Origin of the sequence: Bifidobacterium biavatii DSM 23969 (assembly GCF_000741165.1) — a bacterium.
GTDB lineage: Bacteria > Actinomycetota > Actinomycetes > Actinomycetales > Bifidobacteriaceae > Bifidobacterium > Bifidobacterium biavatii.
In genome coordinates, this window is record NZ_JGYN01000031.1 from 15,523 (window position 1) to 31,459 (window position 15,937).

The window sequence follows — 15,937 nt, forward strand, 5'->3', positions numbered from 1 at the left end:
GTCTGCGATGACGCGCCCGTTCGCCGGCGCTCCCCTATTGCACCGATCGTCGGGCCGTTTGCGGGCCGATACGAAAATGACCCTCGCCGCACAAGCGGTCGAGGGTCATTTTCCGTATCGCACTGCGGTTGTTTCCCTAACGAGAAGGATTACTCCTCGGAAACGGAACCGCCGGCGGCCTCAATCTTGGCCTTGGCCGAAGCGGAGGCCTTGACGCCCTTGACGGTCAGAGCAACGGACAGATCGCCGTTGCCGAGGACCTTGACGGGCTGGTTGGCGCGGACGGCGCCCTTGGCGACCAGATCCGCGACGGTGATCTCGCCACCGTTCGGGAACAGCTTGCCGAGATCGGCAACGTTCACGACCTGGAACTCCTTCTTGAAGGGGCTCTTGAAGCCGCGGAGCTTCGGCAGGCGCATGTACAGCGGCAGCTGGCCACCTTCGAAGCCCGGGCGAACCTGGTAGCGCTTCTTGGTGCCCTTGTCGCCACGGCCCGAGGTCTTACCCTTGGAGCCTTCACCGCGGCCGACGCGGATGCGATCCTTCTTGGCGCCCGGAGCCGGACGCAGATCGTGCATCTGCAGGATAGTGGTTTCTTCTTCAGCCATAATCAGTCGACCTCCTCGACGGTGACCAGGTGGCGCACCGTCAGGATCATGCCACGAGTGCTCTTGTTGTCCTCGAGGACAACGCTCTGGCCGATCTTGCGCAGACCGAGGGTCTGAGCGGTGGCGCGCTGCTTGGGCGTGCGGTTAACAAGACCGTGATGCAGGGTGATCTTCAGGTTAGCCATCTATCACTCACCATCCTTCTGCTGGGCCTGAGCGGCTGCGGCGGCTTCCTCGCGGGCCTTGCGGGCCTCGTCGATGCCGGCGGCGCGGGCGCGCAGGAGGGCGTCCGGAGCGACCTCGTTGAGGGCCAGACCACGGCGGGCCGCGATCTCTTCCGGATCCTCGAGCTGCTTGAGGGCGGCCACGGTGGCGCGAACCATGTTCACGGCGGTGGCGGAGCCCATCGACTTGGTCAGGATGTCGGTGATGCCGGCGCACTCCATGACGGCGCGGACCGGGCCACCGGCGATAACGCCGGTACCGGGGGCGGCCGGGCGCAGGAGCACGGTGCCGGCGGCGTCGTGGCCGATCACCGGGTGGGTGACGGTGCCGCGGACGCGCGGAACGGTGAACATGTGCTTCTTGGCATCCAGCTGGCCCTTGGCGATGGCGGCAGGAACCTCACGGGACTTGCCGTAGCCGACGCCGACGGTGCCGTTGCCGTCACCGACCACCACGAGGGCGGCGAAGCTGAACGTACGACCACCCTTGTGGGTCTTGGAGACACGGTTGATGGTCACCACGCGGTCGAGCAGCTCATCGCCCTGCTTCTCTTCGCGACGGTTGCGACGCTCACCGCGACGGCCTTCGCCGCGCTGGCCACGACGGGACTTGCGGTCCTCGTTGTTGTTGGTCTCAGCCGCCTCAGTGTTCTGAGTTTCTTCAGCCACTTGGGTTTCCTTCTGAGTTTCGTCGCTCACAGTGCCAGACCTCCCTCGCGGGCGCCCTCAGCGACAGCTGCGACGCGACCAGTGTACTTGTTGCCACCGCGATCGAACACAACAGCCTCGATGCCCGCGGCCTTGGCCTTCTCGGCCACCAGCTCGCCGACCTTCTTGGCGGCTTCGATCTTGGTGCCCTCGAAACCGGCGAAGTCGGCGGTCAGGGTCGAAGCGGACACGAGGGTGATGCCCTTCGTGTCGTCGACGATCTGCGCGACCATGTGACGGTTGGAGCGGGAGACAACGAGACGCGGCATTTCCGGGGTGCCGGAGATGCGCTTGCGGATGCGGGCGTGACGACGCTTGAGCGAGACCTTCTTGCCCTTACCGAGAATCTGAACGCTCATATCACTTACCAGCCTTTCCAGCCTTGCGCAGGATATGCTCGTCAGCGTACTTGATGCCCTTGCCCTTGTAGGGTTCCGGAGCACGCAGCTTGCGGATGTTAGCCGCAGCCTGGCCGACGGCCTGCTTGTCGGTGCCCTTGACGATCACCGTGTTCGCGTTCGGAACCTCGAACTCGATGCCTTCCGGCGGGTTAACGGTGATGGTGTGGGAGTAGCCGAGCGCGAACTCGATGCTCTTGCCCTTGAGGGTGGCGCGGTAACCGGTGCCGACGATCTGCAGGGTCTTGGCGTAGCCTTCGTGGACGCCCTTGACGATGCTGGCGACGAGAGCGCGGCTCAGGCCCGTGCTTCGCGCGGGTCGGACGCAGGTCATCGGCCGGGGTGAGAACAACCTCGTTGTTCTCGACGACGGCGGAGATGCCCTCCGGCATGACGAAGGAGTCGGTGCCTTCGGGCCCTTGGCGGCCACGGTCTGGCCGTCAATCGTGACTTCCACGCCGGCCGGGATGGCGACGGGGAGCTTACCAATATGCGATGCCATGTGTCAGCTCTCCTTTCTCACCACACGTAGGCGACGATCTCGCCGCCGATGCCACGGTCGAGGCATTCCTTCTGCGTCATCAGTCCCGAGGAAGTCGAGATGATGGCGATGCCGAGGCCGCCGAGCGGCATCGGCAGGGCGTCGGACTTGGCGTAGCGACGCAGGCCCGGCTTGGAAATGCGCTTGATGCCCTGGATGGAACGCTCGCCGTTCGGGCCGTACTTGAGGGTGACCTCAAGAGTCTGACCGACCTTGGCTTCCTTGGCGGTGAAGTCCTTGATGTAGCCTTCACGCTTCAGGATCTCGGCGATGTTCTTCTTGAACTTGGAGTACGGCATATCCACGGTCTCGTGCTTAGCCGCGCTCGCGTTACGCAGACGGGTAAGCATGTCTGCGATAGGATCTGTCATTGTCATTTGGGCTTGTTGCCCTTTCTCGCTATGGTTTCCGCCGCCCTCACGCCTGCCGAAGCAGGCGATCGGGCCGCGGACCTTCAGCGTCGATGTTTACCAACTGGACTTCGTGACGCCGGGCAGCTCGCCGCGGTGCGCCTTCTCGCGAAGGCAGACACGGCACAGGCCGAACTTGCGGTAGACGGAGTGGGGACGACCACAAACCTGGCAGCGCGTGTAGGCGCGAACCTTGAACTTCGGCTTGCCGGCCGCCTTGTTCTTCAGAGCGGTTTTTGCCATATCAGTTCTCCTTGAAGGGGAAGCCGAGGTGCTTGAGGAGCACGGAAGCTTCCTTGTCGTCCTTGGTGGAGGTCACCACGGTGATGTCCATACCGCGCTGGTGATCGATCGAATCAGGATCGATCTCGTGGAACATGGACTGTTCGGTGAGACCAAAGTTGTAGTTGCCCTGGCCGTCGAACTGCTTGCCGTTGATGCCGCGGAAATCGCGGATACGGGGCAGAGCGAGGGTCAGCAGACGATCCAGGAACTCCCACATGCGGTCGCCACGCAGGGTGACGTACGCACCGATGGCCTGGCCTTCACGCAGGTGGAACTGCGCGACGGACTTCTTGGCCTTCGTGATCTTCGGCTTCTGGCCGGTGATCAGCGTGAGATCCTTGACGGCGCCTTCGATGAGCTTGGAGTCACGCGCAGCGGCGCCGACGCCCATGGAGACGACGACCTTCTCGATACGCGCCACCTGCATCGGGTTGGAGTAGTTGAACTCCTTCTCGAGCTCGGGGATGATGACGTCCTTGTACTGCTGCTTCAAGCGCGGAGTTGCCGGCGCTTCGACGGTAGCATCGGTCATGCCAGCTCCTTTCCGGACTTCTTGGCGACGCGCACGCGCACGGTCTTCACCTTGCCGTCACGAGCCTCTTCCTTCACCACAATGCCAACGCGGGTCGGCTGCTTGGTCTCCGGGTCGATGACCATCACGTTGGAGCGATGGATCGGAGCCTCAACGGAGATGATGCCGGCCTGCTGGCCCTGCTGCGTGGCGCGAACGTGCTTCTTGACGATCTGCACGCCCTCGACGATCAGACGATCGTCGGCCAGCACGCGGGTGACCTTGCCTTCCTTGCCCTTGTCCTTGCCGCGGATGACCTTGACCAGGTCGCCGCTCTTAATCTTGGCTGCCATGTCAGATCACCTCCGGGGCGAGGGACACGATGCGCATGAAGCGCTTGTCGCGCAGCTCACGAGCGATCGGTCCGAAGATACGAGTGCCCTTCGGTTCACGGCCGGAGCCGAGAATGACGGCGGCGTTCTCGTCGAACTTGATGTAGGAGCCATCCACACGACGGCTCTCCTTGACGGTGCGGACGACAACGGCCTTGACCACATCGCCCTTCTTGACCGACCCGCCAGGGATCGCATCCTTGACGGAGGCGACGATCACGTCGCCGAGGCCGGCATAGCGTCGCTTCGATCCGCCGAGCACTCGGATGCAGAGGAGTTCCTTCGCACCCGTGTTGTCGGCGACATGAAGCCGCGTTTCCTGCTGAATCATTGATTCTCCTTAGCCGAGCTGGTTCTCCCCAAGCACCCCGCCCACCTGTACGAGCATGGGCGGGGTGACTCGCGGAGCCTAGCCGAACTTGTTACTTGGCGCGCTCGATAATGCTCTCGAGACGCCAACGCTTGGTCTTGCTCAGGGGCCGAGTCTCCATAATACTCACGAGGTCGCCAACGTGCGCGTCGTTGTGTTCATCATGGGCCTTGACCTTCTTGGTGGAACGAACGACCTTGCCGTACAGCGGGTGGGTCGAACGCTGCTCGAGCTCGACGGTGATCGTCTTGTCCATTGCCTCGGACACGACGTAACCGCGACGAACCTTGCGGAAGTTACGCTCTTCAGCCATTACTTCTCCTCAGCTTTCGTATCGGATGCCTCGGGCGCCTGGCTGATGCCGAGCTCACGCTCACGCAGGACGGTGTACATCCTGGCGATGTCGTGCTTGACCGCCTTGAGGCGGGCAGTGTTCTCGAGCTGACCAGTCGCGTGCTGGAAGCGCAGGTTGAACAGCTCTTCCTTGGACTTCTTGAGGAAACCTTCGATCTCCTCGTTGGTCTTCTCGTTCAGATTCTTGATTGCATAATCAGCGGTACCGACTGCCATCAGATATCACCACCTTCACGCGCAATAACGCGGCACTTCATCGGGAGCTTGTCGATGGCGCGGCGCAGGGCCTCGCGAGCGACATCCTCGGAGACGCCACCGATCTCGAACATCACGCGGCCGGGGCGAATGTTGGCGATCCAGAACTCCGGAGTACCCTTACCGGAACCCATTCGGGTGCCCAGCGGCTTCTTGGTCAGCGGGCGATCCGGGAAGATCGTGATCCACACACGGCCACCACGCTTGATGTAACGGGTCATGGCGATACGAGCCGCCTCGATCTGGCGGTTGGTGACGTAGGCCGGAGCCAGCGCCTGAATGCCGTAATCGCCGAAGGCGATCTCGTTGCCGCCCTTGGACATGCCAGAGCGGACCGGACGATGCTGCTTGCGGTACTTAGTCCTCTTCGGGATAAGCATCAGTTCACTCCTTCGTTTCCGTTGCGGCAGGGGCCTCAGCGGCGGCGGTCTCGGCCTTCGGGGCCTCGGCCTGCTGCTGGGCGGCAGCACCACGGTTGCCACGGCGCGGGCGGCGATCGCCACCACGGCGGCCGGGACGGCTGTTGTTCTGCTGAGCCTGCTGCTCTTCGAACTCGCGCTCGGTCATATCGCCCTTGTAGATCCACACCTTGACGCCGATGCGGCCGTAGGTGGTCTTGGCCTCGAAGAAGCCGTAATCGATCAGGGCGCGGAGGGTCTGCAGCGGAACGCGGCCCTCGCGGTAGAACTCGGAACGGCTCATTTCCGCACCGCCGAGACGGCCGGAGAGCTTGATGCGGATGCCCTTGGCGCCGGCGCGCATCGCGTCCTGCTGAGCCTTGCGCATCGCGCGACGGAAGGTCACGCGGTTGGTCAGCTGTTCAGCGATGCCCTGAGCGACGAGCTGGGCGTCCAGAGCGGCGTTCTTCACCTCGAAAATGTTGAGCTGGACCTGCTTGCCGGTGAGCTTCTCGAGCTTGGCGCGAACCTTCTCGGCTTCGGCGCCACGGCGGCCGATCACGATGCCCGGACGAGCGGTGTGGATGTCCACGCGCACACGGTCACGGGTACGCTCGATGACGATGCGGGACACACCCGCACGCTCGAGGTCCTTGTTCATTTCCTTGCGGATCTTGTCGTCTTCGAGAACGAAGTCGCTGTAGCGTTCGCCGGGCTTGTTGGAATCAGAGAACCACTTGGAACGGTGGCTCTCAGTGACGCCCAGACGGTAGCCAAAGGGATTGATCTTCTGACCCATCTTTAGCGGGCTCCTTCCTTGGTAGCAACGACGACCGTGATGTGGGAGGTGCGCTTGTTGATACGAGCGGCACGGCCCTGGGCACGAGCGCGGAAACGCTTGAGCGTCACGCCCTCGTCCACATAGGTCTCCTTGATGACCAGGTCGTTCTCGCGGAACGGCTCGCCGGCCTTGTCGGCCTTCACGCGGGCGTTCGCGATGGCGCTCTCGAGGACCTTGCGAACCGGCAGGGACGCGTCCTGGGGAGCGAACTTGAGAATGGTGACGGCTTCGGTCGCCTGCTTGCCGCGGATGAGGTCGACCATGCGGCGAGCCTTGCGCGGCGTCACGCGGACGTGACGAGCGATTGCTTTAGCTTCCATGTTCTATTCCTTATCCTTTAGCGGCGGGCCTTCTTGTCGTCCTTCACATGACCCTTGAAGGTCTTGGTCGGGGCGAACTCACCGAGCTTGTGACCGACCATGGCCTCGGTGACGAACACCGGGACGTGCTTGCGGCCATCATGAACAGCGAACGTGTGTCCGATGAAATCAGGGGTGATCATCGAACGGCGGGACCACGTCTTGATGACGTTCTTGGTGCCCTTCTCGTTCTGCTCGTCGACTTTCTTCTGCAGGTGGGCGTCGACGAAGGGGCCCTTCTTGATGCTACGAGTCATCTACTCGACACTCCCTTACTTGCGGTTCTTACCATTCGGACGACGACGAACAATCATCTTGTTCGAAGCCTTCTTCGGACGGCGAGTACGAACTTCGCCCTTGCCCCACGGAGAAACCGGCGGCTTGCCACCGCGGGTACGACCGCCGTGCGGGTGGTCGACCGGGTTCATGGACTCACCACGAGTCCACGGACGCTTGCCGATCCAGCGGGCGCGGCCAGCCTTACCGAGCTGAATGTTGGCGTGGTCGGAGTTGCCGACCTCACCGACGGTCGCGCGGCAGCGGGCGTCGACGTTGCGGATTTCGCCGGACGGCATACGCAGCTGGGCGTAAGCGCCATCCTTGGCGACGAGCTGAACGGCGGCACCGGCGGAACGGGCGATCTTCGCGCCGCCCAGCGGCTTGAGCTCGATCGCGTGCACGATGGTACCGGTCGGGATGTTCTTGAGCGGCAGGTTGTTGCCCGGCTTGATATCGGCCTTCTCGCCGGTCTCAATGCGGTCGCCCTGCTTGACGCCTTCCGGAGCGATGATGTAGCGCTTCTCGCCGTCGGCGTAGTGCAGCAGCGCAATGCGGGCGGAACGGTTCGGGTCGTACTCGATGTGAGCGACCGTAGCCGGCACGCCGTCCTTGTCCCAACGCTTGAAGTCGATGAGACGGTAGGCACGCTTGTGGCCGCCGCCGCGATGACGGGAGGTCATACGGCCGTAAGAGTTGCGGCCGCCGGTCTTGGTGAGCTTGCGAACCAGCGACTTCTCAGGCGTGGAGCGCGTCAGCTCGGAGAAATCCGAGACGGAAGCGTTGCGACGGCCTGCAGTCGTCGGCTTATAAACGCGGATAGCCATAATATAGTTCTTCCTTTAACTTTTCTCGGCTAGCCTTCAGTTGCCGAAGATGTCGATCGTCTGGCCCTCGGCGACGGTAACGATCGCGCGCTTCTGGTTGACGCGCTGGCCGAAACCGAAGCGGGTGCGCTGCTTCTTGCCAGCGCGGTTGAGGGTGTTGACGTTCGTCACCTTCACCTTGAAGATCTCTTCGATAGCCTGCTTGATCTGCACCTTGTTCGCGTTCGGGGCCACCACGAAGGTGTACTGGCCACGATCGGACAGGGCGTAGCTCTTCTCGGAAACGACGGGCTTCAGGATGACGTCGTGTGCGGGCTTGTGAATAGCGACCATCTAAATCAGGCCTCCTTGACGGCCGGCTCGGTCTTGCCAGCGAGGAAAGCGTCAAGGCCTTCCTTCGTGAAGACGACGTACTGAGCCGTGACCACATCGTAGGTGTTGAGCTGATCGGCGAAAATCGGGTGAACGGTCGGGATGTTGCGGACCGACAGCCACTCGTTGATGTTTTCGCGGGAGAACACCACCGTGGTGAACTTGTTCTCGGTGATCGGGGTCAGCGCGGCGACGGCGGTCTTGGTGGACGGGGTATCGGTGATGCCGAAGTCCACAACGGCGACGCGGCCGGCGTTGGCGCGATCGGAAAGCACGTAGCGCAGGGCGGCGGCCTTCATCTTCTTCGGGGTACGCTGCGAGTAGTCGCGCGGCTGCGGACCGAACACGGTGCCGCCGTGGTACCACTGCGGGGCGCGGATGGAGCCCTGACGGGCACGACCGGTGCCCTTCTGCTTCCACGGCTTCTTGCCACCACCGGAAACCATGCCACGAGTCTTGGTGGCGTGGGTGCCGGCGCGGGCGGCAGCGAGCTGAGCCACGACAACCTGGTGGATCAGCGGGACGCGGGACTGGACCTCTTCAGCGGTGTGGCCGAAGATCTCGCCCGGAACCTCAACGGTGCCGGTGTTCTGGCCCTGGGCGTCGGACACGTTCAGAGTAACGTTTGCCATAATTCAGACTCCCCTTACTTCACGGCCGTGCGGACGAGAACGATGCTGCCCTTCGGGCCCGGAACGGCGCCCTTGATGGCGAGGATGCTGTTCTCGGCATCCGCGGAGACGACGGTAAGGCCCTGGACGGTCGCGGTCACGTGACCCATGCGGCCGGCCATGCGCTTGCCCTTGAGGATACGGCTCGGAGTGGCGCACGCGCCGACAGAACCGGGGCGACGCTCGTTCTTGTGAGAACCGTGGGAACGGCGGTAGGACTTGAAGCCCCAGCGCTTGATGGTACCGGCGAAGCCCTTGCCCTTGGTGGTGCCGGTGACGTCGACCTCGGAACCCTCCGGGAAGAAGTCGATGGACAGCTCCTGGCCCGGCTCGTACTCGGCGGCGTCCTCGGTGCGCACCTCGACGAGGTGGCGGCGCGGGGTCACGCCAGCCTTGGCGAAGTGGCCGGCGAGCGGCTTGGTCACCTTGGTCGGATCGATCTGGCCGTAGCCGATCTGGACAGCCTTGTAACCGTCGGTCTCATCGGACTTGACGGCGGTCACCACGTTGGTGGAAACGTCAACGAGGGTGACGGGGACAAAGAAACCGTTCTCGTCCCAGACCTGAGTCATGCCGAGCTTCTTGCCCAGCAGAGCCTTGTGGCTACCTCTCTGCGAAGTCATAGTGGTTCCCTCCTCCCTTACAGCTTGATCTCGATGTTGACATCCGCGGGCAGATCAATATGCATCAGGGAGTCCACGGCCTTGGGGGTCGGGTCCACGATGTCGATGAGGCGCTTATGAGTGCGCATCTCGAAGTGCTCGCGAGAATCCTTGTACTTGTGAGGAGAACGAATAACAACAAAGACGTTCTTCTCGGTCGGGAGCGGAACCGGGCCAACCACAGTTGCGCCCGCGTTCGTCACCGTTTCGACGATCTTCTTCGCCGATTGGTCGATGACCTCATGGTCATAGGACTTAAGCCTGATGCGGATTTTCTGTCCCGCCATTGCCGTCCGCCCTTTCTAGCGATTCGTGTACTGTTTACCAGCCTGCTTCCAAGGGCACCGGCGGACCTGGCCGCAGCAGAACACACCTCTTACGAGGCGTCTTCTGTGGCCAAACCACATCAGTGCGCGGCATTCGAGTCCTCACTCGCGTGACTTCCCGTTCCGCGCTCGCTTTTTTGATTCCAATTTGCGAGCCCTAAATCAGGCAACTTGTTTATTAAAGCACTAGGCATGGCCTAAAGGAGTTCGGGCGTGTCGCGCTCCGCGCGTCACGCCCTCACCCTGTATTCCTACCTCAGCGCTGCCGCACTTCGGCGTCGCCTACAAACAGTCCACCGAACTGTTTGCTTACGGCGCCGTGGACGAGTCGCGCCTCGATGTCAGTCGCCAGGCTTGTCGCCTTCGGCGGCGGTAATGGCTTCAGCGATCGGATCATGGGAGAAATCGTGGTTGCGGTATCCGGGATCGTCGACCGGCAGATGCTGGACCAGCGTATCGAACACCTGACTGTAGATCTTGCCGTGATCAAGCACCGCATCAAGCACATGCCCGCCGAACGTGCGGTCATCGGACAGAAAATGCTCGTGGAATCCGGCCACGGCCGCCCCATGGAACATCACCGGCGAAAAGTATCCCAGCAGCGTGCCCTTCACGTCATGCCGCAGGAACGTCGCCTGACGGTCGGCGACCTCCACCAATGTCGGGTACGGGGCCTGCTGCTTGATCACGGCGCGCGTCTTCATGAAACTGAACGTGCCGCGCACGATCACCGAAAAGAACGTGTTCGCACGACCATTCGCCTCCACGATGCGCCTGTTGAGCTCCTCAAGGCCGATGTCCGCACGCTCGCACTGGTATTGGAACGCCGCATGATGCACATTCGCGAACGGCATCGTGAAATCGTCCGGCACGCGCTCGACCACACCGCTGGAACCCACCTTGTACGCGACGCCATCAAGAATGATGAGCTCTCCGTCGAGCCCCTCCCCCGTGCCGATGCCGGTGTCGCCGTGCGTGAGCAGCTCGCCGATCGTCGTCGTGCCTTCCAGCAGTCCAGGGACGAGCAGCGCGAGCGTACCGTGCTGATACAGCTGGTTCGCATGATGTTCGGTAATGGGTTTGATCTGGGATCCGCGCGATTGTGTCACGCTACGTACGATAAAAGCCCGTACGCAGCGTCTTCAACCAACGTCTCACGACACCGACCGTGACTCGCGTCACAGACCGCGATCGGCCGTCGCCCTCGCTGTCCGGTCAGAACGCGACGGACGCGGCGAACACGAGCAGATTGGACGACAGCTCGGTCATGCCGACCGCGATCGGCTTGAGACGACGGTTCTTCGCGACGATCGGCAGTACGATCGCGCGCAGCAGCAGGCACGCGGCGACGACCGTCATCATGCATCCCTTCCAATCGAACGACGACGGGTCCGACCAGCCGCCGCGCAGCCACGCAAGCCGGCCGGACGGATCGGCGAACAGCCACGCGCCGGCGCACAGGGCCAGCAGCATCCCATGCCAGCCCCACGACGCGCGCAGGTATCGGCGGTTGCCGCGTTCGCGGATCATCGTTTTGACGAACAGGACCGAACCGAACTGGGTCAGTGCGAACAGCAGCGACGCGGCAAGGCCGGCGGACGGCAGCGCGTACGTCGACCACCAGGTCTCCGGCGTCGGCAGCTGTCCGCGGAACAGCGCGGCGCCGTGCTCGACGTACCGCACGCAGTCGGCGTGCGAGATCAGGCCGTTCGTGAGCGCCGTCGGGACGGCGCATCCGTCGGACAGTTTGGCCGGATCGCCGAACGACGCGATGACCGTCGGCATGGACGACGAGGCGAGCACGGCCGCGCCGTTGCCCCACAGGCTCCGCTCCCGGCGCAGATAGGCGGCTGCGAACGATATGGCCGCCAGCGCGGCGAAGTACGGGGCCCAGCGCAGCACGCCGGGATTGACGTTCAGGAACGGCAGTCCGACGGCGAACAGCAGCACTGTATATATAAGGACTTGTTTCGCGTACCGGCGGGAGAAGCGGGACTTGATCCAGCGGGCCGCCGTGAACTGCACGCAATAGCACAGCGCCCATGCGGCCAGCATCCAGATGGTGTTGACGGTGGCTCCGCCGATCGCCACGCCGGACAACGCTGGCAGCATGGCCATGACCCACGCGCCCGGCTGGTCCGGTATCCAGTCGCGCAGGACCGGGCGCGTGGAGGATCCTCCGCGGCGCGATCCGCCGCCGTAGCTGGCGTTGCGAGTCGTAAAGGTTGCGGTTCTTGAGGTTTTCGGCATTCCCCCACGGTAAGGCATCCTTCCCGCTCCCGGCAATATCCTTCCATCCCTCCCGGCGCGTCGTCCGTACCGGCATCGCTGTTCGGGGTTTATCACGGACGTCCATGCTCCGAAGAACAGAAGTCATCACACCGCGGCTATGACAAACTATGACAAAAGGGAGTCCATCCAAGTGGATGGACTCCCTCAACGCTTATCTCCTGAGTCAGACCTGACCGGAGCTAGCCGACGGCTCAGACGCGCTCGGAGGCTTCCTCCGTGGCGGCCTCGCCTTCGCGCTCGACGCGCAGACGGTGGCCTTCAGCCTGCGGCACGCCGTAGTAGGCGGCGATGGCGATGTCCTTCATGTCCTCGATCTGCGGGATGCGCGGGTTCGCGGGGGCGCACTGGTCCTCGTAGGCGCGCATGCCGATCTGGTCGAGCACGCTCCAGAAGTAGTCCTCGTCGACACCGCAATCCTGGAAGCTCTTGTTCATGCCGAGCTTGTTGTCGCGGTAGTCCTCCACCGCGCGGGCCAGGTTCTCGACGGCTTCGGCCGGGGTCTTGCCCGGGTCGATGCCGAGGTTGACGGCGATGTCGCGGTAACGCTCGTCGGCGACGTACTTGTTGTACTTCGGCCACGAGGTCGGCTCCTCCGGCACCTGGCCGTTGTAGCGGATCACGTACGGCAGGAGGATGGAGTTGGTGCGGCCGTGGGCGACGTGGCACAGCGCGCCGATGGTGTGGGCCATGCCGTGGCACATGCCGAGGAACGCGGAGCCGAACGCCATGCCGGCCATGGTGGCGGCGTTGTGCATCTTCTCCTGCGCCTTGGTCTTCTCCAGGCCCGGCTCGCCGTTGACGGACTCGGCCAGGTTGTCCCAGATGAGCTTGGCTGCGTGCAGCGCCATGCCGTCGGTGAAGTCGTTCGCGTACACGGACACGTACGCCTCGAACGAGTGGGTCAGCGCGTCGAAGCCGGCGTCGGAGGCGAGTTTGCGCGGCTGGGTGCGGGCCAGCACCGGGTCGACGATGGCGACGGACGGGGTGAGCGCGTAATCGGTGATCGGGTACTTGTAGCCGGTCTTGTGGTCGGTGATGACGGCGAACGGCGTCACTTCCGAACCGGTGCCGGACGAGGTCGGGATGCACACGAGCTTGGCCTTCTCGCCCAGCGGCGGGATCTTGAACGCGCGCTTGCGGATGTCGAAGAACTTCTCGCGCACGTCGGAGAAGGAGATTTCCGGGTGCTCGTAAAGCAGCCACATGATCTTAGCCGCGTCCATCGGGGAGCCGCCGCCGACCGCGATGATCGTGTCCGGCTCAAACTCCTCGCGCATCATCTCGGCGCCCTTTTCGACGGTCTCGACGGACGGCTCCGGCTCGACGTAGTCGATGATGCGGAAGGTGACGCGGTTGGAACGGGCGCGCAGCTGGTCGATGATCTTGTCGACGATGCCGAGCTGCTCCATGACCTTGTCGCACACGATGACGGCCTTTTCGATGCCGAACATGTCACGCAGGTACTTGATGGCGTTCGGCTCGAAGTAGGTCTTGGCCGGGATCTTGAACCACTGCATGTTGTTGTTCCTCCGAGCGATGCGCTTGATGTTGAGCAGGTTGACCGCCTGCACGTTGCCGGACACCGAGTTGCCGCCGTAGGAGCCGCAGCCGAGGGTGAGTGACGGGGCGATGGCGTTGTAGATGTCGCCGACGCCGCCGAGCGAGCTCGGGGAGTTCCAGATGATGCGGCAGGCGTGCATACGCAGGCCGTATTCGCGCACGAGCGCCTCGTTGTTGGTGTGGATGGCGGCGGTGTGGCCGGCGCCGAGCTTGAGCATGGCCTCGCACATCTCGAACGCCTGCTCCTTATTGTCGGCCTTGAGGACGGCGTGCACCGGGGCGAGCTTCTCGTGGGTGAGCGGCTCGTTGTCGGAGACTTCCTTGCACTCGGCGGCGATGATGGTCGCGTCGTCCGGGATTTCGAAGCCGGCGGCCTTGGCGATGTACTGCGGGGACTTGCCCGGCACCACGGAATTGAGCTTCGGGGTGCCGCCGGAGAACGCGGTGCAGCCGAACATGTACTGCTCGAGCTTGGCCTTCTCCTCGTCGTTGACGAAGTATGCCTTGCGGCGCTTGAGCTCCTTGACGAGCGGCGCGTAAACGTCCTTGTGGGCGATGATGGCCTGCTCGGTGGCGCAGATCATGCCGTAGTCGAAGTGCTTGGACAGGATCAGGTCGTTCGCGGCGCGGATGACGTCCACGTCCTTGTCGACGTAGGCCGGCGCATTGCCGGCGCCGACGCCGAGGGCCGGCTTGCCGGAGGAGTATGCGGCCTTGACCATGCCTGGGCCGCCGGTGGCGAGGATCGTCGCGACGCCGGGGTGCTTCATGAGCGCGCCGGTGGCCTCGATGGACGGGTGCTCGATCCACTGGATGCAGTCGGCCGGGGCGCCGGCCTCGATGGCCGCGTCGCGCACGATGCGGGCCGCCTCGGCGGAGCACTGCTGCGCGAACGGGTGGAAGCCGAAGATGATCGGGCAGCGGGTCTTGAGCGCGATGAGCGACTTGAAGATGGTGGTGGAGGTCGGGTTGGTGACCGGGGTGACGCCGGCGACCACGCCGACCGGCTCGGCGATCTCGTCGATGCCCATGACGTCGTCTTCGCGGATGATACCGACGGTCTTCTGGCCGGCCAGGTAGTTGGTGACGTGCTCGCAGGCGAAGATGTTCTTGGTGGCCTTGTCTTCCACAAGGCCGCGGCCGGTCTCGTCGACGGCCATCTTCGCGAGCACGAGGTGCTTGTTGAGCGCCGCGATGGAAGCCTTGGCGACGATGCGGTCAACCTGCTTCTGATCGAGCTTTTCGAATTCGGTGAGGGCCTTAAGTCCCTTCTTGACGAGGGCGTCGACCTCAGCCTCGGCCGCGGCCTGCTTCTCCTCGGGGGTCGGCTTGGTGGGGGCCTCAGCCTGCTTTGCGTCTGCCATGAATCCTCCTCGACTTGCTGATGCAAATTCCGGTTCCGCCCGTTCGGGGCGGCTGTCGTTGCGCCACAACACGTTGCCAAAGCGTTGCCAAAGCATCATTGTTTTGTGGCCTAGGTCACAATGTACCGGACGCCGCAAGGCTCTGCATACGCACACAATCGACGGCGTTTCATGTCATGTTATGATCGATTTTTGCAAGATATTGTTTGTTTTAGGGTGTTCAGTCGCTCAAAACAGCCCTTTTTGATACTTTTTGTTCACTTTTTCCGCACTCCTCACACGTTTCAACACATTCTCGCCAAGCAACTTCTAAAAATACCCTTTCTAAAAGTTGTCCAACCTGGCAATCTTCTATAAAATACCTTTCTAAAAGCCGGCAATCCCGGCCTCAGCCACGTCACCGAGGACGACACATGACCACACTTCCAGCCCAGTCACCGAACGACAGCTCCGGCATAACGCCAACCGCCGAGCCAGTACCCGCGCCAGCCCCGCGCGACCGCACCAGCGCCGCGATCCTGCATCATCTCCATCAGCACCGTCAGGCCGCCAAACAACGGCTCGCGAGCGAACTCGGCCTCAGTCTGCCCACCGTCACGCAGCATCTGCGCGAACTCGAGCGCGAGGGCATCGTCGTCCCCGGCGACCCGCAGGCGTCCACCGGCGGGCGCAAGGCCGTGCCGTACGCGTTCAATCCGCGCCATCGCATCGCGGTCGGCGTCTCGTCGGGGCCGACGGAGGCGACGCTGCTGGCCGTCGACCTGTACGGCGACATCGTCGCGCAGCTCAATCGCACGATTCCTTACCGCAACAATGCGGCCTACTGGCAGCGCATCGCCGGCATAGCCGACGAATTCGCGGACGCCGCGGCCGGAGCAACGGCCGGCACCACGGACGACGCCGTGATCGGCGTCGCGGTCTGCGCGCGCAGCA

Annotated in this window: 25 protein-coding genes; 1 reads left to right on the forward strand and 24 read right to left on the reverse strand. The window is 63.2% G+C overall.

Annotated elements, in window-relative coordinates; all coding sequences use genetic code 11:
- Nucleotides 1-149 precede the first annotated feature (149 nt).
- From rplO to adhE, 24 genes are all read right to left on the reverse strand, one after another.
- On the reverse strand, nucleotides 150-608 hold the full coding sequence (gene rplO / locus BBIA_RS11000; RefSeq protein WP_033493941.1) for a 50S ribosomal protein L15: 459 nt from the start codon (nucleotides 606-608) through the stop codon (nucleotides 150-152).
- Nucleotides 609-610: 2 nt separating this feature from the next.
- Nucleotides 611-793 carry a 50S ribosomal protein L30 gene (gene rpmD, locus BBIA_RS11005; protein ID WP_033493939.1) on the reverse strand — a complete coding sequence of 61 codons (183 nt, stop codon included), beginning with the start codon at nucleotides 791-793 and terminating at the stop codon, nucleotides 611-613.
- 3 nt (nucleotides 794-796) lie between these two features.
- Nucleotides 797-1,531 carry a 30S ribosomal protein S5 gene (rpsE, locus tag BBIA_RS11010; protein ID WP_035138392.1) on the reverse strand — a complete coding sequence of 245 codons (735 nt, stop codon included), beginning with the start codon at nucleotides 1,529-1,531 and terminating at the stop codon, nucleotides 797-799.
- Nucleotides 1,528-1,899, reverse strand: a complete 372-nt coding sequence (gene rplR, locus BBIA_RS11015; protein WP_033493934.1) for a 50S ribosomal protein L18 — start codon at nucleotides 1,897-1,899, stop codon at nucleotides 1,528-1,530. Before rplR ends, rpsE begins: the two co-directional genes overlap by 4 nt.
- Before the next feature lies 1 nt (nucleotide 1,900).
- Nucleotides 1,901-2,440: a 50S ribosomal protein L6 gene (rplF, locus tag BBIA_RS11020; RefSeq protein WP_035138394.1), complete on the reverse strand. Its 540-nt coding sequence runs from the start codon at nucleotides 2,438-2,440 to the stop codon at nucleotides 1,901-1,903.
- 17 nt (nucleotides 2,441-2,457) lie between these two features.
- Complete coding sequence (gene rpsH / locus BBIA_RS11025; protein WP_033493930.1) at nucleotides 2,458-2,856, reverse strand: 30S ribosomal protein S8; 399 nt, start codon at nucleotides 2,854-2,856, stop codon at nucleotides 2,458-2,460.
- Nucleotides 2,857-2,946: 90 nt separating this feature from the next.
- Nucleotides 2,947-3,132 (reverse strand): type Z 30S ribosomal protein S14, encoded by a 186-nt coding sequence (locus BBIA_RS11030; protein WP_033493929.1) that lies wholly within the window; start codon nucleotides 3,130-3,132, stop codon nucleotides 2,947-2,949.
- Between the two features lies 1 nt (nucleotide 3,133).
- Nucleotides 3,134-3,706 carry a 50S ribosomal protein L5 gene (gene rplE / locus BBIA_RS11035; protein ID WP_033493927.1) on the reverse strand — a complete coding sequence of 191 codons (573 nt, stop codon included), beginning with the start codon at nucleotides 3,704-3,706 and terminating at the stop codon, nucleotides 3,134-3,136.
- Nucleotides 3,703-4,038 carry a 50S ribosomal protein L24 gene (gene rplX / locus BBIA_RS11040; protein ID WP_033493925.1) on the reverse strand — a complete coding sequence of 112 codons (336 nt, stop codon included), beginning with the start codon at nucleotides 4,036-4,038 and terminating at the stop codon, nucleotides 3,703-3,705. Before rplX ends, rplE begins: the two co-directional genes overlap by 4 nt.
- 1 nt (nucleotide 4,039) lies before the next feature.
- The gene (gene rplN / locus BBIA_RS11045; RefSeq protein WP_033493923.1) at nucleotides 4,040-4,408 is read right to left on the reverse strand and encodes a 50S ribosomal protein L14; all 369 of its coding nucleotides are present in this window, start codon (nucleotides 4,406-4,408) and stop codon (nucleotides 4,040-4,042) included.
- 91 nt (nucleotides 4,409-4,499) lie between these two features.
- On the reverse strand, nucleotides 4,500-4,760 hold the full coding sequence (gene rpsQ / locus BBIA_RS11050; RefSeq protein WP_033493921.1) for a 30S ribosomal protein S17: 261 nt from the start codon (nucleotides 4,758-4,760) through the stop codon (nucleotides 4,500-4,502).
- A complete protein-coding gene (gene rpmC, locus BBIA_RS11055; RefSeq protein WP_033493919.1) occupies nucleotides 4,760-5,017 on the reverse strand; it encodes a 50S ribosomal protein L29 in 258 nt (85 codons plus the stop codon). Before rpmC ends, rpsQ begins: the two co-directional genes overlap by 1 nt.
- On the reverse strand, nucleotides 5,017-5,436 hold the full coding sequence (rplP, locus tag BBIA_RS11060; protein ID WP_033493917.1) for a 50S ribosomal protein L16: 420 nt from the start codon (nucleotides 5,434-5,436) through the stop codon (nucleotides 5,017-5,019). The genes rpmC and rplP overlap by 1 nt, the downstream gene beginning before the upstream one ends.
- 4 nt (nucleotides 5,437-5,440) lie before the next feature.
- Nucleotides 5,441-6,253 (reverse strand): 30S ribosomal protein S3, encoded by an 813-nt coding sequence (rpsC, locus tag BBIA_RS11065; RefSeq protein ID WP_033493915.1) that lies wholly within the window; start codon nucleotides 6,251-6,253, stop codon nucleotides 5,441-5,443.
- A 2-nt stretch (nucleotides 6,254-6,255) separates the two neighbouring features.
- Entirely contained in the window at nucleotides 6,256-6,615 is a 360-nt protein-coding gene (gene rplV, locus BBIA_RS11070; RefSeq protein ID WP_033493913.1) for a 50S ribosomal protein L22, read from the reverse strand.
- 17 nt (nucleotides 6,616-6,632) lie between these two features.
- Nucleotides 6,633-6,911, reverse strand: a complete 279-nt coding sequence (rpsS, locus tag BBIA_RS11075; RefSeq protein WP_003814508.1) for a 30S ribosomal protein S19 — start codon at nucleotides 6,909-6,911, stop codon at nucleotides 6,633-6,635.
- Nucleotides 6,912-6,926: 15 nt separating this feature from the next.
- Nucleotides 6,927-7,757, reverse strand: coding sequence for a 50S ribosomal protein L2 (gene rplB, locus BBIA_RS11080; RefSeq protein WP_033493910.1), 831 nt, complete (start codon nucleotides 7,755-7,757; stop codon nucleotides 6,927-6,929).
- Nucleotides 7,758-7,793: 36 nt separating this feature from the next.
- Complete coding sequence (rplW, locus tag BBIA_RS11085; RefSeq protein ID WP_033493908.1) at nucleotides 7,794-8,090, reverse strand: 50S ribosomal protein L23; 297 nt, start codon at nucleotides 8,088-8,090, stop codon at nucleotides 7,794-7,796.
- A gap of 5 nt (nucleotides 8,091-8,095) precedes the next feature.
- Complete coding sequence (rplD, locus tag BBIA_RS11090) at nucleotides 8,096-8,761, reverse strand: 50S ribosomal protein L4 (protein WP_033493906.1); 666 nt, start codon at nucleotides 8,759-8,761, stop codon at nucleotides 8,096-8,098.
- Nucleotides 8,762-8,775: 14 nt separating this feature from the next.
- Entirely contained in the window at nucleotides 8,776-9,423 is a 648-nt protein-coding gene (gene rplC / locus BBIA_RS11095) for a 50S ribosomal protein L3 (protein ID WP_033493904.1), read from the reverse strand.
- Between the two features lie 17 nt (nucleotides 9,424-9,440).
- Nucleotides 9,441-9,749, reverse strand: a complete 309-nt coding sequence (gene rpsJ / locus BBIA_RS11100; RefSeq protein WP_003808013.1) for a 30S ribosomal protein S10 — start codon at nucleotides 9,747-9,749, stop codon at nucleotides 9,441-9,443.
- Nucleotides 9,750-10,129: 380 nt separating this feature from the next.
- Complete coding sequence (gene budA / locus BBIA_RS11105) at nucleotides 10,130-10,897, reverse strand: acetolactate decarboxylase (protein WP_033493902.1); 768 nt, start codon at nucleotides 10,895-10,897, stop codon at nucleotides 10,130-10,132.
- A 106-nt stretch (nucleotides 10,898-11,003) separates the two neighbouring features.
- Nucleotides 11,004-12,038: a YwiC-like family protein gene (locus tag BBIA_RS11110; protein WP_051924016.1), complete on the reverse strand. Its 1,035-nt coding sequence runs from the start codon at nucleotides 12,036-12,038 to the stop codon at nucleotides 11,004-11,006.
- 233 nt (nucleotides 12,039-12,271) lie between these two features.
- Nucleotides 12,272-15,004 (reverse strand): bifunctional acetaldehyde-CoA/alcohol dehydrogenase, encoded by a 2,733-nt coding sequence (gene adhE, locus BBIA_RS11115; RefSeq protein ID WP_033493900.1) that lies wholly within the window; start codon nucleotides 15,002-15,004, stop codon nucleotides 12,272-12,274.
- Between the two features lie 413 nt (nucleotides 15,005-15,417).
- Between adhE and BBIA_RS11120 the strand changes: the two genes are divergently transcribed.
- On the forward strand, nucleotides 15,418-15,937 hold a 520-nt coding region (locus BBIA_RS11120; protein ID WP_035138398.1), incomplete at its 3' end, for a winged helix-turn-helix domain-containing protein.